At 55.7% G+C, this 26524-nt stretch carries 31 protein-coding genes and 1 tRNA gene; 19 read left to right on the top strand and 13 right to left on the bottom strand.

Going from position 1 to position 26524, the window contains the following annotated elements; genetic code table 11:
• Nucleotides 1-107: 107 nt before the first annotated feature.
• Nucleotides 108-626: a hypothetical protein gene (locus VGK23_06835; protein ID HEY3420252.1), complete on the bottom strand. Its 519-nt coding sequence runs from the start codon at nucleotides 624-626 to the stop codon at nucleotides 108-110.
• A gap of 173 nt (nucleotides 627-799) precedes the next feature.
• On the opposite strand from VGK23_06835, the gene VGK23_06830 reads away from it, so the two are divergent.
• Together VGK23_06830 and VGK23_06825 are read left to right on the top strand one after the other, a co-directional pair.
• Nucleotides 800-1174: a TfoX/Sxy family protein gene (locus VGK23_06830; GenBank protein ID HEY3420251.1), complete on the top strand. Its 375-nt coding sequence runs from the start codon at nucleotides 800-802 to the stop codon at nucleotides 1172-1174.
• A 43-nt stretch (nucleotides 1175-1217) separates the two neighbouring features.
• Entirely contained in the window at nucleotides 1218-1574 is a 357-nt protein-coding gene (locus tag VGK23_06825; GenBank protein HEY3420250.1) for a cupin domain-containing protein, read from the top strand.
• Between the two features lie 171 nt (nucleotides 1575-1745).
• On the opposite strand, the gene VGK23_06820 is transcribed toward VGK23_06825, so the two are convergent.
• From VGK23_06820 to VGK23_06810, 3 genes are all read right to left on the bottom strand, one after another.
• Complete coding sequence (locus VGK23_06820; GenBank protein ID HEY3420249.1) at nucleotides 1746-2030, bottom strand: demethoxyubiquinone hydroxylase family protein; 285 nt, start codon at nucleotides 2028-2030, stop codon at nucleotides 1746-1748.
• A gap of 348 nt (nucleotides 2031-2378) precedes the next feature.
• Nucleotides 2379-2454: transfer RNA gene (locus VGK23_06815), tRNA-Asn, on the bottom strand.
• Nucleotides 2455-2479: 25 nt separating this feature from the next.
• A complete protein-coding gene (locus VGK23_06810; GenBank protein HEY3420248.1) occupies nucleotides 2480-2821 on the bottom strand; it encodes a hypothetical protein in 342 nt (113 codons plus the stop codon).
• Nucleotides 2822-3228: 407 nt separating this feature from the next.
• Here VGK23_06810 and VGK23_06805 point away from each other — a divergent pair, with 407 nt between their 5' ends.
• From VGK23_06805 to VGK23_06795, 3 genes are all read left to right on the top strand, one after another.
• Nucleotides 3229-3957, top strand: coding sequence for an ABC transporter ATP-binding protein (locus VGK23_06805; protein ID HEY3420247.1), 729 nt, complete (start codon nucleotides 3229-3231; stop codon nucleotides 3955-3957).
• Nucleotides 3941-5401 (top strand): hypothetical protein, encoded by a 1461-nt coding sequence (locus VGK23_06800; GenBank protein ID HEY3420246.1) that lies wholly within the window; start codon nucleotides 3941-3943, stop codon nucleotides 5399-5401. The genes VGK23_06805 and VGK23_06800 overlap by 17 nt, the downstream gene beginning before the upstream one ends.
• Nucleotides 5402-5495: 94 nt before the next feature.
• Nucleotides 5496-6068: a hypothetical protein gene (locus VGK23_06795; protein HEY3420245.1), complete on the top strand. Its 573-nt coding sequence runs from the start codon at nucleotides 5496-5498 to the stop codon at nucleotides 6066-6068.
• Nucleotides 6069-6121: 53 nt separating this feature from the next.
• Here the strand turns inward: VGK23_06795 and VGK23_06790 are convergent, their stop codons facing one another.
• Complete coding sequence (locus VGK23_06790) at nucleotides 6122-6268, bottom strand: hypothetical protein (protein HEY3420244.1); 147 nt, start codon at nucleotides 6266-6268, stop codon at nucleotides 6122-6124.
• 404 nt (nucleotides 6269-6672) lie between these two features.
• On the opposite strand from VGK23_06790, the gene VGK23_06785 reads away from it, so the two are divergent.
• The 3 genes from VGK23_06785 to VGK23_06775 are packed head-to-tail and all read left to right on the top strand — an operon-like array spanning nucleotide 6673 to nucleotide 8276.
• On the top strand, nucleotides 6673-7173 hold the full coding sequence (locus VGK23_06785) for an ArsR family transcriptional regulator (GenBank protein HEY3420243.1): 501 nt from the start codon (nucleotides 6673-6675) through the stop codon (nucleotides 7171-7173).
• 10 nt (nucleotides 7174-7183) lie between these two features.
• Nucleotides 7184-7714, top strand: a complete 531-nt coding sequence (locus tag VGK23_06780) for a tRNA (cytidine(56)-2'-O)-methyltransferase (protein ID HEY3420242.1) — start codon at nucleotides 7184-7186, stop codon at nucleotides 7712-7714.
• Nucleotides 7695-8276, top strand: coding sequence for an HDIG domain-containing protein (locus VGK23_06775; protein ID HEY3420241.1), 582 nt, complete (start codon nucleotides 7695-7697; stop codon nucleotides 8274-8276). The genes VGK23_06780 and VGK23_06775 overlap by 20 nt, the downstream gene beginning before the upstream one ends.
• On the opposite strand, the gene VGK23_06770 is transcribed toward VGK23_06775, so the two are convergent.
• Nucleotides 8242-8742: a gamma carbonic anhydrase family protein gene (locus VGK23_06770; protein ID HEY3420240.1), complete on the bottom strand. Its 501-nt coding sequence runs from the start codon at nucleotides 8740-8742 to the stop codon at nucleotides 8242-8244. The genes VGK23_06775 and VGK23_06770 overlap by 35 nt on opposite strands.
• Nucleotides 8743-8783: 41 nt before the next feature.
• Entirely contained in the window at nucleotides 8784-9071 is a 288-nt protein-coding gene (locus VGK23_06765; protein ID HEY3420239.1) for a PRC-barrel domain-containing protein, read from the bottom strand.
• 336 nt (nucleotides 9072-9407) lie between these two features.
• Between VGK23_06765 and trxA the strand changes: the two genes are divergently transcribed.
• The 4 genes from trxA to VGK23_06745 all read left to right on the top strand — a co-directional run bounded on the left by trxA (nucleotide 9408) and on the right by VGK23_06745 (nucleotide 11640).
• Nucleotides 9408-9728 (top strand): thioredoxin, encoded by a 321-nt coding sequence (gene trxA / locus VGK23_06760; GenBank protein HEY3420238.1) that lies wholly within the window; start codon nucleotides 9408-9410, stop codon nucleotides 9726-9728.
• 98 nt (nucleotides 9729-9826) lie between these two features.
• Nucleotides 9827-10147, top strand: a complete 321-nt coding sequence (locus VGK23_06755; protein ID HEY3420237.1) for an Lrp/AsnC family transcriptional regulator — start codon at nucleotides 9827-9829, stop codon at nucleotides 10145-10147.
• An 80-nt stretch (nucleotides 10148-10227) separates the two neighbouring features.
• Nucleotides 10228-11118 carry an NAD(P)/FAD-dependent oxidoreductase gene (locus VGK23_06750; protein HEY3420236.1) on the top strand — a complete coding sequence of 297 codons (891 nt, stop codon included), beginning with the start codon at nucleotides 10228-10230 and terminating at the stop codon, nucleotides 11116-11118.
• The gene (locus VGK23_06745) at nucleotides 11119-11640 is read left to right on the top strand and encodes a transcriptional regulator (protein ID HEY3420235.1); all 522 of its coding nucleotides are present in this window, start codon (nucleotides 11119-11121) and stop codon (nucleotides 11638-11640) included. It begins immediately after the preceding gene.
• A 1-nt stretch (nucleotide 11641) separates the two neighbouring features.
• Here the strand turns inward: VGK23_06745 and VGK23_06740 are convergent, their stop codons facing one another.
• From VGK23_06740 to VGK23_06730, 3 genes are read right to left on the bottom strand one after another with little or no spacing between them, the layout of a single operon-like run.
• Complete coding sequence (locus tag VGK23_06740; protein ID HEY3420234.1) at nucleotides 11642-12412, bottom strand: ABC transporter ATP-binding protein; 771 nt, start codon at nucleotides 12410-12412, stop codon at nucleotides 11642-11644.
• A complete protein-coding gene (locus VGK23_06735) occupies nucleotides 12409-13236 on the bottom strand; it encodes an ABC transporter permease (protein ID HEY3420233.1) in 828 nt (275 codons plus the stop codon). Before VGK23_06735 ends, VGK23_06740 begins: the two co-directional genes overlap by 4 nt.
• Before the next feature lie 57 nt (nucleotides 13237-13293).
• Entirely contained in the window at nucleotides 13294-14397 is a 1104-nt protein-coding gene (locus tag VGK23_06730) for an ABC transporter substrate-binding protein (GenBank protein ID HEY3420232.1), read from the bottom strand.
• Nucleotides 14398-14645: 248 nt separating this feature from the next.
• Between VGK23_06730 and VGK23_06725 the strand changes: the two genes are divergently transcribed.
• From VGK23_06725 to VGK23_06705, 5 genes are all read left to right on the top strand, one after another.
• Nucleotides 14646-15095: a helix-turn-helix domain-containing protein gene (locus tag VGK23_06725; protein HEY3420231.1), complete on the top strand. Its 450-nt coding sequence runs from the start codon at nucleotides 14646-14648 to the stop codon at nucleotides 15093-15095.
• A gap of 5 nt (nucleotides 15096-15100) precedes the next feature.
• Nucleotides 15101-15385 carry a hypothetical protein gene (locus VGK23_06720; protein ID HEY3420230.1) on the top strand — a complete coding sequence of 95 codons (285 nt, stop codon included), beginning with the start codon at nucleotides 15101-15103 and terminating at the stop codon, nucleotides 15383-15385.
• Between the two features lie 17 nt (nucleotides 15386-15402).
• Nucleotides 15403-16944, top strand: coding sequence for a tRNA uridine(34) 5-carboxymethylaminomethyl modification radical SAM/GNAT enzyme Elp3 (locus tag VGK23_06715; GenBank protein ID HEY3420229.1), 1542 nt, complete (start codon nucleotides 15403-15405; stop codon nucleotides 16942-16944).
• A 148-nt stretch (nucleotides 16945-17092) separates the two neighbouring features.
• Nucleotides 17093-17896: a tetratricopeptide repeat protein gene (locus VGK23_06710; protein ID HEY3420228.1), complete on the top strand. Its 804-nt coding sequence runs from the start codon at nucleotides 17093-17095 to the stop codon at nucleotides 17894-17896.
• The gene (locus VGK23_06705) at nucleotides 17893-21099 is read left to right on the top strand and encodes a tetratricopeptide repeat protein (GenBank protein ID HEY3420227.1); all 3207 of its coding nucleotides are present in this window, start codon (nucleotides 17893-17895) and stop codon (nucleotides 21097-21099) included. Before VGK23_06710 ends, VGK23_06705 begins: the two co-directional genes overlap by 4 nt.
• A 96-nt stretch (nucleotides 21100-21195) precedes the next feature.
• Here the strand turns inward: VGK23_06705 and VGK23_06700 are convergent, their stop codons facing one another.
• The 3 genes from VGK23_06700 to VGK23_06690 all read right to left on the bottom strand — a co-directional run bounded on the left by VGK23_06700 (nucleotide 21196) and on the right by VGK23_06690 (nucleotide 24230).
• The gene (locus tag VGK23_06700; GenBank protein HEY3420226.1) at nucleotides 21196-21441 is read right to left on the bottom strand and encodes a PRC-barrel domain-containing protein; all 246 of its coding nucleotides are present in this window, start codon (nucleotides 21439-21441) and stop codon (nucleotides 21196-21198) included.
• Between the two features lie 84 nt (nucleotides 21442-21525).
• Nucleotides 21526-22032, bottom strand: coding sequence for a hypothetical protein (locus VGK23_06695; protein ID HEY3420225.1), 507 nt, complete (start codon nucleotides 22030-22032; stop codon nucleotides 21526-21528).
• A 5-nt stretch (nucleotides 22033-22037) separates the two neighbouring features.
• Entirely contained in the window at nucleotides 22038-24230 is a 2193-nt protein-coding gene (locus VGK23_06690) for a CDC48 family AAA ATPase (GenBank protein HEY3420224.1), read from the bottom strand.
• 281 nt (nucleotides 24231-24511) lie between these two features.
• On the opposite strand from VGK23_06690, the gene VGK23_06685 reads away from it, so the two are divergent.
• Both VGK23_06685 and VGK23_06680 read left to right on the top strand, forming a co-directional pair.
• Nucleotides 24512-25384, top strand: a complete 873-nt coding sequence (locus VGK23_06685) for an ARMT1-like domain-containing protein (GenBank protein ID HEY3420223.1) — start codon at nucleotides 24512-24514, stop codon at nucleotides 25382-25384.
• Between the two features lie 24 nt (nucleotides 25385-25408).
• Nucleotides 25409-26506, top strand: a complete 1098-nt coding sequence (locus tag VGK23_06680) for an NDP-sugar synthase (GenBank protein ID HEY3420222.1) — start codon at nucleotides 25409-25411, stop codon at nucleotides 26504-26506.
• Nucleotides 26507-26524: the final 18 nt, after the last annotated feature.

Raw genomic sequence — 26524 nt, 5'->3', positions numbered from 1 at the left:
TCGAGGCCTTGTCCATAGCTCTTCACGATAGCCGAAAAGTGCCCGCGGGGTGATCCGACGCCCTATTTTCAGCTGGACAATGAATTGTTCTTAAGAAAATAGAAAAATCAATTTATGAACTCGGTCTCTTCCACATCATCATCCGTTTCTGAACTCGCCAGAGCATCTGGCTTTTTCTTGCTCTGGATCTCCTTGCCGTGTTCGGATATCTTCTGGTCAATGACCCTGTTCTCGAACATCTTTCCGTACAGGGCTTCCAGCTGTTCCTCTTCCGTGAGCTCCACCTTCTCTTCTTGAGGCGCCGGTACGACCTCGTTCAGCTGATAACCCTTGATGTAGTCAAGTATCGGCATGCCGCCGATCGTAAAGCCGTCCAGGCCGGTCTTCTTCCCGTCGGATACCCACTTCATGTTCAATTCGGTGGTGAACAGGTTCAATATGTCATTGGCGCCTATCTCGACGATTGCCCTGTCTCCATATTTTTGAGCAAAATAATCAAGGAATTGTCTGTCCGACAACCGCTTGGTATGACTGGTGGTGGTGAACTTCTTCACCTGTTGGTCGTCTGCGATCATTTCCTTCAGGCAGACCATGATCATGTTCTTCATTTCGTCGACGGTCTTCATTCCGATACTCTCATTTTTCCCATGGTTTATAGAATTTCCGAGTCCATTATGGAGCTATACAAGTTTCGGCTCGAACTTCGTCTCCATCGACATCATAACGAGACTTATCTAATGGAGCTACAGGAGATGTTCTTCCAAATAGCATTATACGATCCCGGCACAGATCAATGAACATGGATCGGAAACCGTGGCCCAAGGCATCGAGGGAACTGGGAGAACGGCTGGTACCCCTTTTGGAGAAGTATCAGGGCGAACGCAGGAAGATGTTCGGGGCGGATGTATGGTTCATCAATGGCAACATGTTCTTGGGGGTCTTCGGAGAAGGCGCATTCCTCAGGCTATCCGACGAGGATGGGCAGGCCATCAAGAAGGAGATCCCTGGGGCGGGAGTGTTCGCGCCAACGGAAAGCACTGTCATGCGAGAGTACGTTTCAGTGCCCGCCTCAGCATTGGAGGACCTGGAAATGCTAAGGCCATGGATCGAGCGCTCATACGCCTTCGTGGTCTCGCTGCCTGTCAAGCCACCCAAAAAGAAGAAGCCTCGATGACGGAACGATTATTAGAACTAGGTTCCAATCCATAACCGATCACATGGCCAAAAAGATTGGATCCGGACCTGCAGAGATGCTGGGAAAACATCTTAAGATGAACGACCTGGTATCCTATCAGGAGGGTTCGATCGTCAGCAGGACGCTGATCGACAAGCCGGTAGGAACGGTCACCGTGTTCGCCTTTGACGAGGGCCAGGGGCTCAGCGAACATGCGGCTCCGTATGACGCCATGGTGCATGTGCTGGAAGGCGAGGTCGACCTCACTCTGTCAGGCATCGTCCATTCCATGAAGGCTGGCGACGTGATCATAATGCCGGCCAATGAGGAACACTCCCTCAAGGCTGTCAAACAGTTCAAGATGCTGCTCACCATGATAAGGCAGCCGGAAACCGTGTGATGAGGAGTGGGGCCATATCTGAACAGTCCTTCGCAATCATTATGCCTCGACCGCTCTGATAGGTCCTTTTGTTCGACCGACATCAGGCCCCGAATCTCGAAGCATCAGCGTGGTACAACACGGGATGAAAGAATAAAAGGAGCGGATCAAGGACGATCCGCTCAGGGGAGATCATTTCTCCATCATCTCATCCACTTCTTGCTTCCCCGCCTTGAGCTCCTTGACCTGTTCCGGGTCTAGGCGAAGGAGCATCGCCTGGAACTCGCCCACATGGGTCTTCTCTTCCTTGGCCACGTCCAACAGGACCTTGCGTAGGTCCTCGTTCTGCGTGAGGCCGGCCATCTGTTCGTAGAGGTTGATGGCGTCGAGTTCGCCGATGATCGCCGCCCGCAGTATCTCCATGTCAATCGACTTCGGATCGATCTTCTCTAGAATGATCGGGATCTTTGAGAGCATGTCTATCGAATGCAGAATATAGCCTTCCTTTGATAAACCCAGCGGTCGCGCTCGGTATCGGAGTTGATATCCGGATGGGCACGGTTATAAGGATAATTGGCCGGTGTTAGCCCTAAGGATCTATGACCGGACGCCGCGGTGGAAGGCTTCGATATGGGCCTGGGTTTTCGTGGCGACGGCAATACCCCCAAAATGGGACGGGCCACCCCCCGGCTCCGTCCCAAACAGTCAAAATTCCGAAATAGCCGATCCCAATTTTTTATGAACGGACCATACGATCGTGCCCGGTCTTTCATCGAACGGATGAGCAATGGCTAGTTCATGCAATTCCTAAGAAATGGAGGATCTTGGCGCCGTCGATCGGGATCGAACCGATGACCTTGGGATTAACAGTCCCACGCTCTACCGACTGAGCTACGACGGCCTGTGAACTGGCGAGACATAACTGGTCATTTATTAATCTTTTTTGCCTCGTATACCTGACCCTCTAGTGAGGTCCGAAGCGCGTTGACCGTCTCATCCATGTGCTGCAGTATATCCTTCAGGTCCTCAAAGAACGTCTGCAGTTTCTCTGTGGTGACGGCCCCCTCAGGCGAAGGGTTGATCAGCCCTTCCTGTTCCAAAATGCGGAGCGAGTACCTTACCTTGTGCTGGGGGATATCCAACAGTTCCGAGAGACGAATAATCCCGATAGGCTCGTGCGCCATGATCGCGTTCAGCATCTTGACGTGCCTTTCCAGGAGCTCAATCTCACTCTCGATCTTGTTCGTAAGGATGCTCTTGCCCTTCATTTGCCCACCTCAAGAATGGCGTGATATGTGATATCACTGAGTTGGGCATGTGATATCATTTGGTAATATATCAAACTCTCTGGAATCCTCTCAAGGATGATCAGGATCGACCAATTCAGACAAGCTACCGAACATATCGAGCGGTCTTCTTGATAACGTGCCGGCGAACAGTTGTCAGTTTTGCCATTGGGCAGGTCGTCATGGGTTTCACGTAAGACCTTGTGGCCTGTCTCCCAAGACCGAGCTGCCGTCCCCGGTCCGTAACAGTTCCAGGAACGACATCCTTATTGCCCGGTGTTCGCCTGCAGATCGACTGTCCCGCTCATTCGATTCTTGATTCCAGTAACAAAATGAGGAGTGATATTCTTGTCACTGTCGTTATATAGCATCATTCCTAATCGAGCACTATGCCCGTTGTTCAGGTGGATTCGATAACGAAGAAGTACGGGAGCTTCACTGCCCTGGACAATATCAGTTTCAAGGTCGAGCAGGGAGACTTCTTCGGATGTTTCGGACCAAACGGTGCGGGGAAATCCACCCTCCTCAAGATCATGACCGGCCAGATACAGGCCACTGGCGGCAGCTGTTCGGTGCTGGGAATGAACCCGTCTGTCAGTTCCATCGAGGTCAAGAAGGCCATCGGGATCGTGCCCGAAGTGGAATCGCCGCCAAGCTATCTTACTGCCACCGAGTTCCTTCAGTTCGTCTGCAGCATAAGGAAGGTCGAGGACGCGGACAAGCGCATCGACCGCTGGATGGATTTCTTCGACCTTACCGAGGCGAAGGGTACCTTGTGCCGGGACCTGTCCAAGGGCATGAGGCAGAAGGTGATGCTGTCAGCGGCATTCATCCATGAGCCAAAACTGCTATTCCTCGACGAACCGTTCATCAACCTGGACCCGATCTATCAGCGCAGGCTGAAGGACTATCTTTTAGCGCTTAGGGACGAAGGCAGGACGGTGTTCCTCTGTTCTCATATCCTGGAAACGGCGCAGAAGCTCTGTCACAACATAATCATACTGGACCATGGACACATGGCGCTCAACTCCTCGATCGAGGCGATCACCTCGAACGGAGAGGACCTGGAAACGGCATTCCTGAGATTGGTGGGGAGCCACTATGCCAAGCCTGCTTAGACTGATGCTGCTGGAAGAATACCGTCTCCATGTCTCCCAGACATCGCGGCGCATGTTCATGGCCATGCCCATCTACGTGTTCGTCCTCACCTTCTTCTTCGCCGGGAGCTTCCCGAACCTCCAGACCGGACTGCCGCTGGGCGATATGCTCACCCTTGCGCTGGGCGGGATATTCATCTATGGAATAAGTGTTGGCGCCTTCGGGTTCTTGGGGCACACATACATCGAGAGGCGCTACGGCAAGGTCAACTTCATCATAGCGATGCCATTCCTGCTGCCCCTGTCCTTCCGCTCTACCTTTTTCGGCATGTACGTAAGGGACATCATCTTCTACACCGTCCTAATCCTGGGCCCCGCGTTCTGCGGCCTGCTGCTGGCATCGTTCTTCGCGCATTATGCACTGATCTCATGCCTGATGCTGTTCGTGGCGATGTTCCTGTCCTTCCTGTTCGGCATTTCCCTGTCGTTCGCGATATCCGTGCTGTACACGCGCAGTACCCTTGCATTCGGTATCGCCGTCACTGCCCTGGGCGTGCTCATGGCCGGTTTCGGCATATTTCACCTCTATCCTCTGGGTTATGTGCTTCCCCCGATCGGATTGGAGCTATCATCGACTCCGTTCATGCACGATCCCGGGGTGGTCCTGCTCTATTTCGCCGTCAGCGTGATCGCAGTCGTGTCCTTCACCCTGTTCGCAGTTCTTCTGGTCAAGCAGGAGTATGAAAGCGCGAAGTCACAGTTCGTGGAGGTATTCTCCAGATACCGGACCATGACGAAGTTCGCCGGCAGGTTCGAGGCCCTTCTGGCAAAGGAGTTCGTGGACATCGTTCGCAGCGGATTGCTCAAGAAGATCGGCTTTGCCTACGTCGCGCCGCTCCTGTTCCTCTCTTTCACCACCTGGTACATCAATAACGGTCTCAAGATCCCGGTCGGTTTCAACAGCGTCTTCTACGCCGGTATGGTCGGGTTCTTCGGGGTCATGCTCTATAGCTGGCTTACCAACATCGATCTGGCCGACTATTTCGAGACACTTCCAGTGAGCGTGCCCAGCGTCATCAAGGGCAAGCTGTTGGCTTTCTTCATCCTGACCAGCGTCATCTCCACCATCTTCGTGGTCGGCATATCGCTGCTCAACAACGAGATGAGATTGTTATGGTTGGCGCTGCCGGTGCTGTACATCACCGGGGCATACATGGTCCTGGCGACGGCATATCTCACCGGTCTTAGCACCAACTCCTTCCTGTTCGACCCGAACATCATGCTAAAGTTCACCGCATTGGCGTTGATCCCCGATTTCGGCATCACGATACTGTCGCTCTCGATCGATACGACGCCTCTGGTCTCGGCGGGAGGGATCGGGATCGTGCTGGTATTCGTGGCGCTGTTCTCCTGGTACTTCTACAGAGGTATCGAGAGAAAGTGGGCCAAGCAGGCTTTCACATAAGAAAACGACTGTGGACCAGATATTCCAGTCCATTGTCCTCCCTGATCCGATCGTTGCAAAAGCATTTTTAGTCAAGTCATCTTAGGTGAGGCCAATGGACATGGGACAGGTCCTAAGACGCCTGGTGCACATCAGCGCCCCGGTGTTCTTGGTCTACTATTATCTGCCCGACCCGGTCTTACCCGGGTTATTCGGCAAACAGCCTGGGCTATTCCTGTTCCTGGCCTTGATCCTGGTCATTGAAGCCCTACGCCTGTATTTCTCACCGCACATCATTGGAATGCGGGACTATGAGAACTACCGCATCTCCGCCGCCGCTTGGACCGCCATGGCATTGACCGTCTCTTTGGCCTTCTTTCCGATGGAGATAACGCTGCCGGTGATATTCGGCATGGGCTGGATAGACCCTCTCATGGGGATAATGAGGGCCCGGAAGAGCAAGTACTATCCTGCCGTTCCCGTCATCCTGTACTTCCTCATCATGATAGTGCCGCTTACATACTTCTTCGGACTGAATCCGACCATAGTGGTCGCTTCGATCGTGGCCACATTCCTGGGGATAATGTCCGAGATGAAGAAGAACTGGTATATCGACGATGATTTCCTTATGATAGTCGTCCCTCTTTTAGGTCTGTTCGCCATCTTGGCGGCTGCCGGATTGGTCTGAAAATAGTATTGACCTAACGTGAAGGGGCAGGATAGGAAAAAGCATTGGCTCGATCAGTTGCCGATCAGGCCTCTTCTCTTGCTGAACCGAGTGATGCCCGTCTCGAACGCTTGTATAGGGCCCTCATGGCACTTCATTGCTGCCTCCTCGGTCTTGTGCTTCTTGCCACAGGCGAGGCATTGGTAGATGATCTTGCTCATTATGTCTCGAAATAAGGAACGGGAATATAATACTAATGAGCGAGGGAAGGGCCGAGCGGTAATTCTGCCGCAGCAATACCAGCAACAGCCGGCCTCTGTTTCCGGTGAGTGTCCAAGTATGGAACCCCGGTGAGCCCGGACTTCGCGATGTGCCCTGTGGCAACAAATTGAGGTAAACCCTAGAACGAGGGGTTATTCCCCTCAAACATCCATTATTTTGTAGTGATATTGTTCATTATTACACTAATGATATTAAATAATAGACAAATGACTATGAATTATGGTTAAACGATGAAATTCGAGGTTCAACTATTGCTCTCGAACGGGCCATATCCAGTGTCGTGAACCAATGATGGGCGTTCCTACCGAGTTTATATATGTTCGTTTGACAATTAAGGGAGATTATGAATAAGATTAAGGTCATCAATGAACCCTCGGAACTGGTTCCGATGTTGAGGGCCGTTGATACCCCAATTAAGAGAGACGTCCTCAAGGAGGTCACCATGGAATGGCGGACCGCCAAAGAAATAGAGGACAAGTATGGCGCCGATGGCAAAGAGGCGCTGAAGTTTTTCGAAAAGATGAAGCTCGTGGAAACGCGTTGGCAGCCCTCCGGTGGAAACCGCCCGGAAAAGGCTTATCATACCTACTACAACCAATTCCATATCAACGCCTCCTGGCCAGTCTATGAGATATCGGATGTCCTTTCGGTGGCCATGATGCCAGAGGAGGAGTTCGAGACGATCGAGGCCAAGATCCTCGCCCAGGTAGGCAAGGAAGGCAAGTTCGCAGGCGATGTGGCAGAAGCGTTGGGGATCACGTCCACAATGCTCAAGAGCCTGGTGAAGAGGTCGGTCCGTCTCGATTATCGCGGTCACCGGCTGGAACTGGTCAAGGACGCGTGAGCTGGATCACATGGGAGAGATATGGGTCCTGCGTTTGGGCCACCGTCCGGAAAGGGACAAGCGCATCACGACACACGTGGCATTGACCGCCCGCGCGTTCGGAGCCCAGGGGATAAAGGTCGGGACCAAGGACGTCTCGCTCGAGGAGAGCGTCAACGACGTGGTCAAGCGTTTCGGCGGTGATTTCTCCATCGAGAGCGGAGTCAATTGGCGCAAGTTCCTGTCATCTTTCAAATCAAGGGGCAAGATCGCCCACCTGACCATGTACGGGCTTCAGGTGGATGAGGTCGTGCCCCGGATGTTGCCTTTGGACTATGATCTGTTGGTCGTTGTCGGGGCGGAAAAGGTGCCCCCGGAGGTCTACCAGGCCGCCGACTTCAATATATCGGTCGGAAACCAGCCACATTCGGAGGTGGCCGCGCTGGCGATCCTGCTCGACCGTCTGGCACAGGGCAAGGAGTTCTCGAAGGAGTTCGAAGGGGGCAACATCAAGGTGCTTCCCTGCGAAAGGGGGAAACGGGTTGTCAACCCTTCCGAGTGAGCGGCAGTGCTTCGAGATCCTGAAGGAAGAAGGATGTTCACCCAAGGTGATCCGGCACGTTTGCACGGTCAATATCGTAGCCATGATCATCGCCTCCAGGATCAGGGCGGACAGGGATCTGGTCAACGCCGGATCCCTCCTTCATGATGTGGGGCGTTCCCGAACGCATGGGGCGAAGCACGTCTCCGAAGGGGTCGCCATCGCCCGGTCCCGGGATCTCCCCGAACCATTGGTCCGGGTGATCTCCAGACACATTGCCGCCGGCCTCACCAAGCAGGAGGCGAAGGCCTTGGGATTGCCTGACGGCGAGTACATGCCTGAGACGATAGAGGAAAAGATCGTGTGCCACGCCGACAACCTGGTCAGCGATGACAAGGTGACCACGCTCCAGGAAGCGCTGGACGATCTGAACTCCAAAGGCTACAGCAACACCGCCATGCGCATGAAGGCGATGCACGAGGAGCTCTCCGCGTTGTGCGGAGAGGACATCGACATCATGCTCGCCGACGCGAAGATCGCAGAAAAGGTCACCAAGAAGTGTGCCGTTTATAGCGTCCTATGATGTGCTCGTCCCTCAGCCTCTGGTAGTTCTCTGAGCTCTTCTGAGCCTTCTCCTTGAGCGTGAGGTCGTTGTGCCTGGTCACCTTCCCGGGCACACCCATGACCACCGACCTCGGAGGAATGAGCGTCCTGCCGGTCACGACCGCTCCGGCCCCAACGATGCACTCGTCACCGATGACCGCGCCGTCCAGGATGGTGCTGTTCATCCCGATGATGCACAGGTCTCCCACCGTTGCCCCGTTGATCACTGCGCAATGTCCGACGGTGACGTCCTTGCCAATGATGGTCGGATACGCTTCGGCGCAATGGATGACCGCATTGTCCTGAATGTTGCTGTCGGTCCCGATATCAATATGGTTGGCATCTCCCCTCAGAACAGCGTTCGGCCAAATGCTGACCCCGTCTGCCAAAGTCACATTCCCTAGAACAACGGCGGTAGAATCGACATAGATGCGTCTATCTGTCATATCCATAGACAAAGAAGATATGGGTCTAGAAAAGGTTTTGGTCACTCTTCTTGAGCTGCCGCGGCGGCTGGCTTTGCAGCCGGCTTGCGGGCCGTCACACGCTTCGGGAAGTACTTCAGAATGACAACATCCCCTACCGACTGGATCCAGCGGTACGGTACGTTGACAGCCTTCGAATCCTCGACCAACAGCGGGTTGGTCTCATTGATGAAGAGCCCGTCGACCTTCTTGTTTTCAAGGTCGATTACCAGGTTGTTGACGTTCCCCAAGAAAATGCCATTTGGTGTATACACCTGCAATCCGATGAGCTCTGTAGCTTCCTCAAGCATCGCCGATCCCAACATGCATAACGACAATCACCCTTTTAAGGCTTATTGGACCCAGTCATCGTTTATGTCCATTATTGCCAGAGGAATTTTCACCCCCGAGATTTATTAAATAGTAAACCCTACGATAGCTCTCTCAAGTGCCAGCATCAAATTGGCGTGTCGGAACCTATCAAGAAAAGGTATTTATCCCATTGACTGAGATACGGTTATGTAAAGTTCATGCACAACCGGACGGGGTCTGACGATTTGAATGAATTGGAAGAGCTTGAGGCCATCCGAAGGAAAAAGCTTGAATTGCTGAAGCACGAGTCATCTAACAAGAAAGGAGTTGAGAAGATGTCATCCGCAACTGAGGTCAAGGACAGCACGTTCGACGATTTCGTAAAGGCCAACAAGATTGTGATAATTGATTGCTGGGCTCCATGGTGCGGGCCGTGCCGCAGCCTGAGCCCGATCATCGATGAGCTTGCGAAGGAGTTCGAAGGCAAGATCGTCTTCGGAAAGCTGAACACCGATGAGAACGAGAACATACCGATGAGGTTCAACATCTCCGCCATCCCTACTCTCCTTGTCTTCAAGAACGGTGAAATGGTCGACAGGATCGTTGGGGCCGGCAATAAGGACTTCATGAGGGCCAAGTTCGCCAAACACCTATAATCCATATTTCCACGGCCGGCAATGGTTGGCCAGCCGGCCGCGCGGAGATCCTTCCTCGGGCCAATATTTCTATTAGGGCATGACGCCGTTCTAGCTTTGTGGACGAGACCGACCTAAGGATATGCGGCATGCTCATCCAGAATGCCCGGATGTCCTATCGGGACATGGCCGACGCGCTCGGGGTCAGTCTTCAGGCTGTCCATAAGCGAATGCAGGTGCTGCAGCAGGGCGGCGTGGTCGCCGGGTTCCATACTTTCCTTTCAATAAGCTATCTGGACGCGGTCGTTGTCCATATCACGGGCGCGTCTGCTTATGACTCGATGGACGATGTCGTGGAGAAGCTCCGTGAGAACGACAGCACGTTCATCGTTGTGGTCTCAGACCGCAATTTCCTGATGCTGAGCTATCGCGATGCATGAAATATATTCCTTAACGCGATAAGCGGCACCCTGGCGGAAAATGGTTATAGGGTCAAATCCATCAATTTCCCGGTCAGAAAATGGATTATGACGTTGCCATTATCGGATGCGGTCCCTCTGGACTTCAAGCAGCCATTCACGCCGCCAGGAAGAAGGTCAAGGTAGTGGTCCTGGGTAAAGGGGAGAACAGCGCCTTGAGCAAGGCCAAGGTGGAGAATTGCTTCGGTATCGCCACCGCTGAGGGCAAGGAGCTCCTTTCCATAGGGATCGACCAGGCCAGGCACTTCGGGGCGGAGGTCATGACGGAGGACGTGATGGACCTGAACCGCGAGGGTGAATGGTTCGTCATGGACACCGACAAGATGAACAAGGTGCGTTCCAAGATTATAATCCTGGCTCCCGGCATTTCACGGGTCAAGCTCAACGTTGAGGGGGAGAAGGAATACCACGGTCTGGGAGTGAGCTACTGCGCTGCCTGCGACTGTCATTTCTTCAAGAAGAAGGCCGTCGCGGTCATCGGGGACGGAAGCATGGCAGCGGCTGGGGCATTGTTGCTAAGAGAGTATGCCTCTAAGGTCTACTGGGTGGCCATGGAGAATAAGGCCTCCGACGAGCTGAACGCCAAGATAAAGGCCAGTGACATCGAGGTCCTCATCCCCTCATGGCCGGCCAAGATTCTGGGAACCGAAGTGGTCAATGCTCTGGAGCTCAAGGACGGCCGGAAACTGGACGTCAACGGCGTCTTCATCGAGCTGGGCGCGAGAGGTCCAGCTGACCTGGCGATGGATGTGGGCATCGTACCGGATGAAAAGGGCTTCATCAAGGTCGATGCGGACTGCAGGACCGAGCAAGCGAACGTCCTGGCCTGTGGCGACGTGACCGGTCTTCCCTGGCAAATGGCCAAGGCGGTCGGACAAGGATGCGTGGCTGGAACGACGGCTGCGAACATCATCAGAAAGGAGACCGAGTAAATGTCGATGGTGGACGAGCTGGTCGGCGGTATCCTCAGAAGCGAGGAGGGTTTCAGGGAAGCCCTGAGGAAGATCCTGGAACAAGATCTCAAGGTCAGCGTGCCGGAGTTCTGCGAGAAGACCGGTCTATCGCCGTCAACCGTGTACAAGATCCTGCAGGAGCAGCGCGAACCTAATTTGCGTACGGTACGAGCGGTGATCAAAGGGGTCCGGAAGATGGACACCTACCCTGGAGGAGAGTTCATCGCTGTCATCGCCACCAAGACCGTCCTGGTGAAGATCGAAGAACGCATAATCCAGGTCGGAGAAAGGAACGTCAAGGTGAAGGAGTACCCGGCCCTGACGATGGAAGATGCTATCATCGCAGCCGTCAAAGCGGAACGGGACGGGGCATTGGCCATTGTCTGCGCCCCGATCATCGCCCCGACCATCGAACAGATATTGACAATACCGGTCAGTGTGGTCATTCCGAGGGACAGCGTTAGGCGGGCGATAGAGGTCGCCGCGTCGAAGGTGCTCTAGACTAGGCCAGGATCTTCGGAGCGCAGACCACTTCCTGTTCCAATTCGGCCAGGATGCGCTTTCTGAGGCTGGCGAAGTCGATGTCGGCCCGGTCCCTCGGCTTTTCGGTCTTTATCTCGAATATCTCCTTGATCTTACTGGGACGGGTTGTTAGGACGACGATTCTGTCCGCAAGATAGACCGCTTCGTCGACCGAGTGGGTGATGAAGACGACTGTCTTCTTGGTCTCTTTCCAGATACGGAGCAGTTCCTTCTGCATGAGGTTCCTTGTCTGTGCGTCCAGCGCCCCGAACGGCTCGTCCATGAGAAGGATGGTAGGCTCGTTCGCCAGCGCCCTGGCAATTCCCACCCTCTGCTTCATACCACCCGAAAGCTGGTATGGGTGATATTTTTCGAAACCGTTCAGGCCGACCAGGTCGATGAACCGCTGGGAGATCTTCTCCCTCTCGAGCGGACTGACCTTCTTGATCTCCAGTCCAAACTCGATGTTCTTTCGGACGTTCCTCCAGGGATATAAGGCGAATTCCTGGAAGACCATACCGCGGTCTGAACCGGGTTTGGTTATCGGCTTGCCGTTCAGTAGGAGGTCCCCAGATGTCGGGGTTTCCAATCCAGCGATCATACGAAGCAGGGTGGTCTTGCCGCAACCTGAGGGTCCAAGGATGCAGATGAACTCGCCTTCTTCGACATCTAGGTTGAAGTCATCGATGGCAACCATCTCCCCTTCCTCTTTGGGGAAGACCTTATGGAGGTTCTTGATGCTTAGTATCATTTGGTCCCCATCCTTTGCGCGAGACGCTTTTCCACGTAACCGCTTAGTCCGGTGGTGGCCAAGCCAAGCAGAGCGATGACGACTATCCCGCCGTAAAGTGCCGGATAGTTGCCGACCAGCTGCTGGACCGTGAGATAGTATCCGACGCCCCCGCCCACGGCCCCAATCATCTCCGCTGCTACGATGCACATCCATCCGATTCCAAGCCCGATTCGTATGCCTGTCATGATGTGAGGCACGGTTGACGGAAGGACCACCTTGGAGAATATCGCCGCGGGACCGGCACCCTGTGTTCTGGCGGCATCGAGAAGAACTGGATCAACGCTCTTCACCCCAAAATAGACGGATGAAGTAAGGGGGAAGAAGACGCCGATAAAGATGATGAAGACAGGCCCCCAGAAAAATCCCAATGCGATTAGGAATATGGGCACCCAGGCGATCGGTGGGATGGGGCGGAACAGCTCGATGATAGGTTTCAACAAGGAGTCCAATATCCTCGACGAGCCCATGAGAAGACCCAGCGGGACTGCAAGTAGGAAAGCCAACAGGAATCCGGTTGCGAACCTTTGGAGCGAGGCAGAGATGTTCTGCCACATGTTGATCCCGAGGAACGGGTCGTCGTGGGTGAAACTGTTTATGAACGCATTGTAGACCTTGTCCGGGGTGGGGAAGTAATCAATGTGGTAGAGTGAAGCAGCAATCCACCAGATCAATACGAAACCCACCAGCGATACGGTCACGAAGAAAAGCGATTTGAGGTTCTTCTTGCCAAAGCTTTTCCCGAATTCCTTTTTGATCTTGTCAAAAGCCTTGGTCATGGGCATTCACCCTTGCAGTGGTTTAGGAAATAAAAAGGTTTGTTAAGAGGTTTAAGGTGGTCTTCAGGTACCCGCAAGCTTCACTACATATCCCTGTTGCTGAGCATAGTATATGAAGAGCAGGTGCTGGATCGAACCAGGTCCCGGAGTCCCTACTATCTTGCCCTGCAGCTGGGAGAAATTGGTGATGCTGTTGCTACCGACGATCGCCGACCCCTCGGAGTTGACCAGCCCAACGATCTTCACGTTCACGCCAGAGTTGATGACCTTCAGGAGCACCGGGGGAGCACCCAGGTATCCCACGTTGATCGATCCGGCAGCGAACGCGTCCATCTCGGCTGGTCCGGCACCATAGCCGGCCAGGTTGGGGCTCGTCACGTGTACGCCATACTTCTCGAACAGGCTCACTCCGCCGCCCACCGTGGCATTGGAAGCCACCAATCGGGCGAACTGGTGAAGGTCTCCGGTCAGATATCCCATGCTAACGTTGGCCACGATGTGGTCGACCGGCTGGACCAGAAGGGCCTGGGCATAGTACGACTGGTCGACCAGTTGGTTGACGTAGTCGGCAGGGCCCGTATATCCCTTCGAAGTGATGTTCACCGAGTACTGGTTCAGGGACTGGAAGTCCTTGGTGAAGTTAACGAACCAGCTCATGTCAGCATTGGTCACCTGAGTGTCATATTTGGTGTGCAGCAGCGAACCATTGACAACGTCCGTCGACCTTCCGCTGAACTGAGCTCCGAGTTTGACCAATAAAGTATAGTTGACCGTACCTGGATGAGCCGCGGCATCAAGAAGCCAGGCATTGGCATCCATGTCAGCTCGGAGGACTCTCGCAACCGCATCCGGGTTGTTCTGGGCGAAGGATGATGAGACTGCCAATACGCAACATGGATGGCTATCCCAGATCTGATTGGACCATATCAGCACATGTCCTGTTCCGGCGATCACCGAATCGTCTATGAACGGCTCCCAGCTCACTCCAGCAGAAATGGAACCATTGGCGATTGCGGCCTTTTGGTTCACTGGTGGCACAGGCGTCCAATAGATCACCTTGGCATTAGTAGAGTTCGAATTGCTGCTCAGGACCGCCACCGCGACCACTGCCGTTACTGCCAGTATCGCTACGATCACTGTTAATATTGCAGTTGTTTTTTTGACCATGAATATACCTTACCCCTCCAAAAACCGGCGTGGATATAAATTACTTCCTCCTATATAGGGAAAACGTATCCTTATTGTACAATTTTCACCGCTATTATCACAAGTAGGTATTATATGGATTCACTAGTCCCGAGTTATCCGGTCGTCATCAGTGATAATCATTACAAATGGAATTAGATAGTAAAAAAAATAGGCAGGGTCTTTACAATAAAATTCATAAGCTTAATAGCAATCATTGCCTGATTGACATGTTCGAGCTCAGCATCGTCAGCAACACCCCGCTGACGCCCATCAGGAACCTGGACGAGGTAGCACTGCAGTTCCTGCAGCAGATCGGCTACATACCGAAAGGTTACGATCCCAAGACGGAGGCCTCCAATGTACAGGACAGCGTTCCTTACAAGATGTTCACGGATTGCTTCTTGAGAAACATGAAAAGGGTCTGGCTGGTGGAGGAGATGGCCGTTGAGCTGAGGACCACCAAACCGACGATCTACCGTCATCTCAACAAGCTCAAGTCCATGGACATACTGGAGGAGGTGGACGCGGAAAGGGATGGGGGCAAGAAGAAAGGATATCGCGTCCGTTACGGCGATCTTTCTAAGGCCTGGTCGTTCACCGAGGCTAACGTCGAGATGGCGATGAAGAACTACCGCCAGACGGTCGATCACATGCAGGATTTGGCCAATAAGGAGTGAGCAGCATGGAAGAGGAGAAGTATCCAACCAAACTGACCAAGGGTAGCAAATACCGCATCATCAGCAGGGGCGGGAAGGAAGAACAGTTCACCTCCGTTGGTGAGTTCATGGGATATGTCCAGTTCGGACAGGACTCCGGGGTGTGCATCAAGCTATACTCCGAAGACAAGGATCTTGACGGAATCCTCCGCATCATCCCGTCCATGACGGTGCTGATAATCGACGTCCTCGACTACAAGCACGAGGACGACCGTCTGAAGAAAGAGCCCGATTCGATCTTCTATAATTGAGAAGTGGGAATCTCCTTATGGGCGAGACCACCGAATACCATCAGAAGCTCCTACGAATGATCCTTGACGGGGAGATAACCGACAAGGACGGGTTGCAGAGGGCCAAGATCGAGCTTTGCCGCCGGTATGCACTTCCGGGAGTTCCCCGGAACTCGGACACCCTTGCATTGGCGTCCGAGGAGGAGTTCCCCCTGGTCCTGAACGTCCTGAGGCGAAAGCCAGTGCGTACCCTGAGCGGGGTGGCGGTGGTCGCGGTGATGACCTCACCGGCGCCCTGTCCGCACGGCAAGTGCATCTTCTGCCCTGGAGGGGTGGACAACAACTCCCCCCAGTCCTACACCGGCAAGGAACCGGCGGCGTTGCGCGGTGCGAACTTCGAGTTCGATCCTGAGCAGCAGGTCCGGGGAAGGATGCAGCAGCTGGAGACCATAGGGCATGGGACGGAGAAGGTCGACCTGATCATCATGGGCGGGACCTTCACGTCGCGTGAAAGAGCGTACCAGGATGAGTTCGTTAAACGCTGCTTCGATGGTCTGAACGGCATCGTCTCAACAACACTGACGGAGGCACAGGAGATGAATGAGACCTCCGAGCACAGGTGCATCGGTATGACAATCGAGACCCGGCCGGACCAGTTCACGCCGGAGATTTGCGAGAACGTCCTCCGATTGGGGACCACCCGGGTCGAGTTCGGTGTGCAGATCCTCGACGACACCATCCTGTCCTCGGTCAATAGGGGTCATTCGGTATCGTCAGTGACCGATGCCACCAAGGTGGCAAAGGACGCCGGGATCAAGGTCTGCTACCACGTCATGCCCGGACTTCCAGGTTCAAGCATGGAGAAGGACGTCGGATCGTTCAGGACGATGTTCGAGGACGAGCGGTTCCGTCCCGACATGGTCAAGATATACCCTACCCTGGTGGTGAAAGGCACCAAACTCTACGACCTGTGGCTGAACGGAGAATATCAGCCGCTCGACACTGAAGCGGCCACCGAGACCATTTCGGAGATGCTCCGTCTGGTCCCGCGATGGGCCAGGATACAGCGGATACAGAGGGACATACCGGTCCCGCTGATCGAGGCCGGGGTGGACAAGGGTCACCTGAGGGAACTGGCCGAAGCAAGGCTGAGGCAGAAGGGGGAAACCTGCCATTGTATCCGCTGCCGGGAGGTCGGGCTCAAAGGCATCACCGCCTTTGAGAGGAAGGACGTCGAGCTCAGGATCGAATCGTACCGGGCTTCGGGCGGTATTGAGGATTTCATCTCTCTAGAGCTGCCTGAGCAGGACGGTCTGGTCGGCTTCGTCCGTCTGAGGAGGGGCGAAGGCACAGAAGCCATGGTGCGGGAGCTGAAGGTGTTCGGGCTGATGGCCAAGATAGGGCAGGACGGCAACGTTCAGCATCGCGGCTTTGGCAAGGAGCTGCTTTCACTGGCAGAGCAGAGGGCGAAGGACCATGGTTATGACGCCCTCCGCGTGACCAGCGGGGTAGGTGTGCGCAGGTACTACGTCTCGCTGGGATATGCACGAAAAGGTCCCTATATGGCCAAGGGACTCTGAGAGCCTCAGATCAAGTACCTTAGGCCTGTGTGCAGCGGCCCCTTTCCGATTTTCAGAACCCCCAGTCTCCTACGTCATTTCACTTCCAGTGCGCTGTTCGAGGGATAATCCTAAATGCCTACCCGCCCATTCCCTCATCGGTGGTTTCATGGGATGCGTAGTGTGCGGTTCTCCGACCAAGTCTGGGTCGTTGTTGTGCGGTAAGTGTTTTGGGAGATTGGGGGAACCCGTTTCGCTCGTCCCGAGGCTGATGGACCCCAATGCGGACCAGCGTCTAGTCTCTTCCCGCAGCGCCGCCATGATGATCGGACCACTGGTATCGCCGGAAGTGAAATTCTCCAAGGGCACCGAGCCGGCCCTTACCTTCCGGACCATGCTGACCGATCAGGACACATCACGTGTGCCTTCGTACGTTGATATGTATCTGGACGGGATCGGCATACCCTTGCACCTTACCGGTTTTGAAAGGATCCCCAAGAGAGAGCTCATATCCTCCATCATCTGGAACTGCGAGACCCTGGAGTACGATACCGAGTTCTGGGCAAAGGCCTGCCTCCGGATCGGGAACTTGTACGCCCTGTCGGCGTCGAGGGCCAGATACTTGGCGGTCGATCAGAAGGACCTCCTAGAACTGTTGCATAAGCATACCGGACTGGCTCAGAAATTCTATTCCCGTTCCTCAGGATTCCCCAAGCTGGAGCGGATCGCGCAGGCGAACTCTGCACTCCTGGGACATTGGATGGGTGAGTCGGAGAAGGCGGTCGATATCCTCGAAGAGCTGATCGCGAACCAGATCACTCCAGACAGCGTTCCGTTCGTGGTCCAGGGGGCCATAGTCCTGCTCGAGACCGGTCAGATGGAGAGGGCGAAGGAGGCACTGTCGATGGTACCTGACAAGTTGCGGAGCCCGCTGGCCAACCGTATGCTGAGCTCCATGGGGGTGTCGCAATGACCGATCTCAGCGAACTGCTGGACAGCAAGATGGATGACCGCATAATGCACGCCATCAACGACCTGGACTTTGACGGGTTCAAGTCCCTGGTCTCAGAGCTGCTCGGAAGCATCGGGGTCAAGGTCACAAGGATGGATGTTTCTGAGGATGCAGTGTTCTTCGAGGGCATCAGCGAAGAGGGCAAGTATTTCGTCGTTGCCTCACGCCTTTTCGACAATGCTTCCATCGAGTCGATGAAGATCCTCAGGGAGATGGCCGCCAAGAGGGACGCCACCCCCGTACTGATCGTCACCTGCGACCTGGATACCGATGAGAGGACGTTCGCCGAAACTCAGGGCATATCCTATGCGGACAAGCCAAAACTGCTCATGCTCCTCCGCAAGTACGACCTGGCCGGTAAGATGATGGCCGAGCTCGACCGGCGCATACTGGAGCAGGACCGGTACCGGTATCTTCCTTCTGGAGCACAATTCGACGCATTCTATAGCGCTGCCGAGGAGCATTTCAAACAGAGGAGATACCGGGACGCCATATACAACTACGACCGGGCCCTGGACATCAAGCCCAATAACGACATCGTGTGGCTGCGCAAAGCCAACGTGTTCCTGGCCATGGGCCGGTTCGAGGACGCCCTGGTGGCCTGCAAGCGCGCAAGCGAGCTCAGGCCCGGAGATTCCACCACCTGGTACCTGATGGGTCTGGCATACAATCAGCTGGGTGATTTCGAGAAGGAGCTCAAGGCCTATGACACGGCCCTGAAGATCACGCCGCGGATGGAAGCGGCCCTGCTTAACAAGGGAGCGACGCTGTTCCAGCTGCATCGCTATGATTGGGCGCTCAAGGTCTATGACGAAATGTGCAATTTCTTCCCCAAGGACGCCATGGCCTTCAACAACCGGGGCATCGTACTCAAGGCCATGGGCCGCCACAAGGAAGCGCTGGAATCGTTCGACAAGGCATCCTTCCTGAACCGTGACTACATCGATCCGCCGGTCAACCGGGCTCTGACCTTGATCGAGATGGGCCGCGGCGGGGACGCCATCGAGGCATGGAAGGAAGCTCTTCAGATCGACCGGGACCGGGCAGACATCTGGTATTCGCTCGGTATGTCCCAGAAGACGATGGGACAGCCCGAGGATGCGGTCCGGTCCTTCGAGAACGCCGTTATGCTGGATAAAGGGATGACCGAAGCCGCCGCCGAAAGGGATGAGCTTCTGGCCGCCGTCCGGATGGCTGAGTCAGCCCAGGAGCCGGAATCGGTCGAGGTCCCCGAGGTCGCTTCGGAAGATCTACTGGAGGATATGAGGGAGGAGGCACCGTTGGCCCCAGAGCCCTCAACGATGCAGGAACCGATCCCGGTCGAAAGGGAGCAGGCTCCGGTGGCTGAACCCCTAGAAGAAGTCCAGGAAGCGAAGCAAGACGTGACACAAGAGACTGGGGTAACATCGCCGGAAGAGGTTCCGCTCCGGTCAGAATCTCGATCCGTGCATGAACCGACCCCGGTCGAAAGCGAACAGCCCATAATCGTATCTGAACCGCCAGAGGAGGTCCGGATCGCTGAGCCCACGCTCGGCGCGGTAGAGGCGGAAGAGGCTGGGGTCCAAGAGGCCGTCCCCGAACCCGAGGTAAGGACCGAAGAGCAGATCCCAGAGTCGGAACCTGTCAAGACCGAGGTTCCAGAGGTCGAGACCCAAGAGGTCTCTCCTGAACCCGAGGTCAAGGTAGAGGGGTCGGTCCTTGAGCCTGAGGTCCCATCGGTCCCTGAGATCGTCGAGAAGGTCCAGATGGGAGCGGTCGAGGAGAACCCGGCCCCGTCCGCCGTGCCTGAGGTCACCGTTCTTGCCCAGAAGGAACCTTGCGCCCTTGTGCAGGTCGATTCAGAGGTTGACCTGGTCGTAAGGGAGCCGGCGTCCAGCGAGATAAAGAAGGTCGAGGAGAACACCGCCATGGTCCCGGTCGAACCGGCACATGTTCCGGCTCTGAAGGACGACGAATGCCATTTGGCCATTCCGGAGGAGCGGGCCTTGCCTGCCCTGAAGGATAAGGAGATAGCCATCGCGGTCCAGACCCCGGTAGAGCTGCCCCCACCGAAAGCGGAGATCGACGGTCTGACCGTACAATCCGCCGAAGTGATCGCGGCCGATTCCGCCCCGGTGGTGATGCAGGCACTGCCAATGCCAGAGGCCGTATTGATCGTTCCAGAACCGATCATCGAAGCCCCAGAGGAACCTGAGATCCCCATCAGCGACCGGGAACTAAAGGCTGCCATGCTCCTCAACATCCTGGGTGAGAACGCACGCGCCTTGGAGGAGATAAACCTCTACATCAGGGACAAGTCCGAATCACACGATGCCAGACATATCAAGGCGATCATCCTGGATGACCTGGGAAGACTTCCAGAGTGTTTGGAGGAGCTCAAAGAGGCCATCCGCCTGGACCCCAAGGACGAGATCGCCCTGTTGGACATCGAGGCGATATCCAGGAGGCTGGGAAGGAAGGAGGAGTCCATGGCCATACTGTCCTCGATCACCCCAAGCAAGGAGGTAAGGGCGCGGGAGGCGGTCAACATGCTGGAGGCCAAACGCTACGACGATATCCTCTCCAGGTTCTCAAGCCTCGGTCCCATGGACTCGCCGGTGACCAGGATGGCCGTGGCAACATCGCTGATGTCCAAGGCCCGGTACAGGGACGCCTTCCGGGTCCTGAAGGACATCCTGATGGTGCACCCGACCTATCCGGAGGCCCTCAACAACCTGGGTGTCTGCATGCGCTTCATGGGCGAGTATGCCTATGACGAGCCGATGCACTTCATGCGCCTGGCGACCGAGGCGGACCCGAACTACGGGGACGCCTGGAACAACATCGGCGCCACTCTGTTCGTGCTTGGGGAATATGAAGCGGCGATGGAGGCCATACGCAAGGCCATAACGGTGGACCGGAGGTCAGACTATCTGATCAACCTGAGCAAATGTCAGATCATGATCGGGGACATCGCAGGCGCGAAGCTGTCCCTCACCTCAGCGCTGAAGTACGAGGAGACCGCGGAGATCGATTTCGCCCTGGCCCTCATCGCAGAGAAGGAAGGGGACATGAAATGGGCCCTGAAGCTCTATGACAGCGCCATCGAGCTCGTTCCGAACTTCAAGGACGCGATATTCAACCGGCAGAGGGTCAAGCTCTTCCTGAAGTACACTCAGAAGTAAGGGCCCAGCCCCTTTTTCAAATAAAAGGCCAGCGGGAATGCAGTGATCCAGAAATGAAGAATGAGAGGGCGCGTGGGCGCCCCGACAAGAAGAAGATTACGCCCTTGATACGTTCATGACCACGACGTCGCGGACATCGCGCATCTCGGAGAACGGTAAGATGATCCTGCCCTGGGCATCGCTGCGGAACAGCCTGGCATCGATCTCTTCGGCCGGTACGACGAGCACATGGTTGATGTTCCCGGTGGTGTTCTCCAGCACGAAGTTGTCTATCATTCCCAGGATCTGGCCGTCATTGGTCATTACCGTCTTGCCCTTGAGTTCAGTGATGAATTTTCTCATGATGTGCATCCCCCAGCGATTGGAAATCCAAGCCGTAAAATGGGTTGTTCAATATATTAGGCTTTTGACCATTCAGACACGCGCTCATCCGAATTCTGCCAGAAATCTGCACCGGCAGAGACCGGTCCCTTTCCTGACATCATGCTTGCAGGCGCGATGCGGCAGGACGCCGCCTTTCAAGGCATCCTCGATGGCAACCACTTTGCCGGATAACTTCTTGCACTCCGGGCAGGCGTCCTTGGACGCTTCCACCCTGACCATGCGGAAGCCGATCTCCTTGAAGGTGGAGAGTTCGGTCTTATGCATCGCGCTCAACGGTGGGGATGGGTCCTTTCCGGTGAGGTGGAATATCTCGGCCATACCGAAGAACAGGGACACCTTCTCCTGCACGGAGTCGGCAGAGGACAGTATTTCTTCGAGCAGCGACAGGGAGGCCTCGACCTCGTTCACCGGACGCTTCATGCTGCGCTCCATGCGGTCCCTCCTAAGCCGTAGGTCAGGCTCGCCAAAACCGAACTTCATCATAACGGCGACAAGCTCCTTGTGCTCCTTCTTCTCTGCCGGGGTTTGAGTCTTAATTGTAATTGCCATGATGTTCACCGGTAGATACCTTCGTCCCAACCGGCCCGTTTCTTGTCCAGGGCCTTGCCCATGTTGTCATAGAACTTCATGACGTCCTTGTCCACGGAAGCCTTGATGACCTTCAGGGCCTTCTCGAAATGTCTCTGTTCGACGGAGACTGCCTCCGGATCCTCCCTAAGGGAGGTCATCGCCGCCTCACGGCACAGGTTCTCCAGGTCAGCACCGACGTAACCCTCGGTGGAATTCACCAGGCGATCGATGTCCACGTTCTTCAACGGCATTGATCTGGTATGGATCGTGAGGATGCTCTTGCGGGCCTCGTCGTCCGGCAGCGGCACCAGGATCAGCCGGTCGAACCTTCCCGGGCGCAGCAGGGCCGAATCGATGATGTCCGGGCGGTTCGAGGCAGCCATGACCGTGACGCCCTCCATTGATTCCATGCCGTCTATGGATGTGAGCAGCTGGTTGACCACCCTTTCCGTGGCGCCGTTCTCCGACGAGCCACGTCTCGGGGCGATCGCGTCGATCTCATCCAGGAAGACGATCGATGGCGCGACCTGCTTGGCCTTCTTGAAGGCCTGTCGTATCGCCTTCTCCGACTCGCCCACCCACTTGCTCATGATCTCCGGGCCCTTGATGGAAATGAAATTGGCCCTGGATTCGTTGGCCACCGCCTTCGCCAGCAGCGTCTTTCCGGTGCCTGGCGGTCCATAGAGCAGGATGCCCTTTGCGGGCCTGATGCCCATGCGCTTGAAGGAGTCGCCCCTTTCCATCGGCATCTCCACCATCTCCTTCAGCTGGGTCTTGACGTCCTCGAGGCCGCCAACATCGTTCCAGGTGACATGCGGAACCTCGATCAGGACCTCCCTCATGGCACTCGGCTCGACCTCCTTGAGGGCGTCATCGAAGTCCTGTTCGGTCACCCGGACCTTCTCAAGAATCTCCACCGGTATGGCCTTGTCCAGCTCCAGGTCTGGGACCAGACGTCCCAGGCATTTCATGGCCGCTTCCCTGGCTAGCGCTGCCAGGTCCGCTCCCACGAACCCATGGGTGGCGAAGGCGTATTTCTCGATATTGAACCCTTCCGAAAGCGGCATGCCCCGGGTGTGGATCTCCAGGATCTCCCTGCGTCCTTCCTTCGATGGAACCCCGATCTCTATCTCCCGGTCGAAACGGCCCGGTCTTCTCAGCGCCGGATCGATGGCATCCTCCCGGTTGGTGGCTCCGATCACAATGACCTGGCCCCTTCCGGCCATTCCGTCCATAAGCGTCAACAGCTGGGCCACCACCCTCCGTTCGACCTCACCGGAGACATCCTCCCTTTTCGGAGCTATCGAATCCAGTTCATCAATGAAAACGATCGAGGGAGCGTTCTTCTCGGCCTCCTCGAACTTCTCCCTGAGCTTCTCCTCGCTCTGCCCGTAATACTTGGATATGATCTCCGGGCCCTGGATGGAATAGAAACTGGCTCCCGCTTCGTTGGCCACCGCCTTCGCCAGCAGCGTCTTTCCGGTACCTGGCGGTCCATAGAGAAGGACTCCCTTCGGAGCGTCGATTCCCAGCCGGTCGAACAGTTCCGGGTGCTTCAACGGAAGCTCGATCATCTCCCGGATGCGTTGCATCTCCCCCTCCAGGCCACCGACGTCATCGTAGGTGACCGACGGGGCTACCGTTTCCTTGGTCTCGCTGGTCTCGGTCTTGACCACCAGTTCGGTGTGGTCTCCTACCACCACTATACCTTGCGGCACCGTGCTGACCACCGTGAACGGCAGGAACCCGCCCATCAGGGCTATGTTCGGGATTATGATCTCGTCACCCTTGGCGAGGGGCCTGGACGCCAGACCCTTTCGGAACAGGTCCTCCACTCCGGTACCGAAACGGACGTGCTTCCCGGACGGTATCTTAGGCGCCACGGTGACCCTTGTGGCCGGCAGCGATTCCGCCTTCTTTACCGTGACCTTCTCCCCGATCGATACCACGGCGTTCGAGCGGATCATGCCGTCGATACGGATGATGCCCTTGGACTCGTCCTCCTGGGCCGCGCGGAACACCTTTGCGGCGGTGCTGCGTTTGCCGACGATCTCGATTATGTCGCCGACCTCTACCGCCAGGTCCTTCCTGGTCTTGGCATCGATGCGGGCGCGTCCCAAGCCTACTTCTGATTGGTGATGTGCCCTTGCGACACGAAGGATGATGCTCTCGGCCATTGGCCAGGATAGCGGTTCTGGCCTAATTAAAGAATTGCGTGTCCATCTGGACATATCACATACGAAGGTTAGGAGCGTAAGCTTAAAAAGGGGAGAAGAGGTGACATGTCCAAACCATAAAGAGGTGATTCTTAATGGCAGAGAAGGAAGTAAAGAAGGACAAGAAGTGCGGCTGCGGATGCGGAAAGAAATAAACGCCCAAGGCCAAACCGTTTATCTTTTCTATTTTGGTAACAATCTTTTCGAAGGGTTAATCAGGGTCCATCAATTACTGTGGCAGTATGCAGATTGCAGCCGACTGCGTCCCGTGCCTTCTTAACCGGGTCCTGTTCGAGACGGAACTGGTCGATCCATCGCTCAAGGACCAGGCCATGGCGGTCGCGGTCAAGATCCTGGCTGAGGGATTCCGTCCAGGAGTGAATTCGGCGGCGGTGGCGACCAAGGTCCATCGGGCGGTCTATGATGCCATCGGGAGCAAGGACCCCTATCATGAGCTGAAGGAGAGAGCTAACCAGATCGCCGCTTCCCTCTATCCGCGCGCCGAGGCCTATGTCAACGATTCATCCGACCGGTTGCAGGCGGCCTGCCTGATGTCCATCATCGGGAACGTGCTGGACTTCGGGCTCGGTATAGGCTATGACGAACCGGAGGACCTGGGCCGCAAGTTTGATGCGTTGGTCGGTCAGGGACTCGGGGTCAATGACGTGGCCCAGATGAAACGCCTCCTGGTCAAGGATGCCAGCGTGGTCTATCTGATGGACAATTGCGGGGAGATCGTTTTCGACCGCCTGCTGGTGAATGAACTGAAGGCAATGGGTGTCAGGGTGGTCGGAGTGGTCAAGGGCGAACCGATCCTCACCGATGTCACCGAGTCGGACCTCAAGGTCACGGGCATGGACAAGGTCTTCGACGCCTGGATGAGCACCGATTCGTTCGCCATCGGCATCGATACCGGTCGGATAGGGCGGCCGCTGCTCCAGGAACTGGAGAAGGCCGACCTGATAATCTCAAAGGGCATGGCGAACTTCGAGTCGCTCTCTGACCAGAGGTATCCCCCCGTCGCCTATCTGATGCGGACCAAGTGCCGACCGGTGGCGGAGGCGATCGGGGCCGGGCCGGACCAGAACGTGGTCAAACTGTGTGTTTCAAGATAAGTCATGGAAAAAGTGGGGTCTAAGATGTCAGATCGTAAGGTCGGAGTGAGACAGGCCGTGATCATGGCCGGCGGGGAAGGAACCAGGCTCAAGCCTTTGACGAACACCCGGCCCAAGCCCCTCCTCCCGGTGCTGGGGCGGCCGTGCATAGAATATGTCATCAACTCTCTGGCGTCGGCCGGCGTGGAGGAGATATTCATTGCCTGCGGCTACCGCTCACAGGACATCGTAAAGAGCCTGGGCGAGACGACCCGTTCTGGAGCGAAGATAGTTTACGCATATGAGGAGACGCCCATGGGAACCGCCGGAGCGGTGAAACTGCTGCAGGACAGGATCCATGGCACGTTCATAGTGGGAAGCGGTGACACCATCACCGATGCCGATCTGGGGCGCCTCATCGACCTGCATATGGAGAAAAAGGCCCTTGTCACTATGGCCCTGACCGAGGTCGAAAGGCCGGAACAGTTCGGGATCGTTGGCGTCAACGCCGACGGGAGGATAGAACGCTTCAAGGAGAAGCCCAAACCGGAAGAGGTGTTCTCGAACGTGATCAATGCTGGCACCTACGTCCTCGAGCCCGAGGTCCTGGACCATGTCCCAACTGCCACAAAGTACGATTTCTCCAAGAACCTTTTCCCCGACCTGCTGCAGCAGGGGAAGGTCCTCTGCGCATCGCGTCTGAACGGGTACTGGAAGGACATCGGCCGCCCCAAGGACCTGTTCCGGGCAAACATCGATCTGGCCGAGAGGCACGGTCAGAATATAACGATAAGGGGAGCTCTATGCAAGGGAAAGATATTCGGATCGGGATTCAACGCAGAGGGCGCCAGGATATACGGGCCGGTCTACGTGGGGGAAAGGACCAGGTTGGGCAGGGGGACCTCCGTTACCAGGAGCGCGATCGGGAAGGAGTCGACGCTGGGTGAGAAGGTAAGCGTGGAGGACTCCCTTCTGCTCGACCGATGCCAGATAGGGGCCGGTGCCATCCTCAGGGGAAGCATACTGGGTGAGGGATGTATCATCGGACCGGGGGTGTCCTTGGTCGATTCCGTGCTCGGGGACGGCGTAAAACTGGAAGGGCCGGCTTCCCTCGAGGGAAGATCCCTGCCTGATATCCAGTAGCACGCCCAGACCATAAAT

Source organism: Methanomassiliicoccales archaeon, from assembly GCA_036504055.1.
Lineage (GTDB): Archaea > Thermoplasmatota > Thermoplasmata > Methanomassiliicoccales > UBA472 > DASXVU01.
Note: the sequence above shows the minus strand (reverse complement) of the source record. Positions and strands in the feature narration are given on the sequence as shown.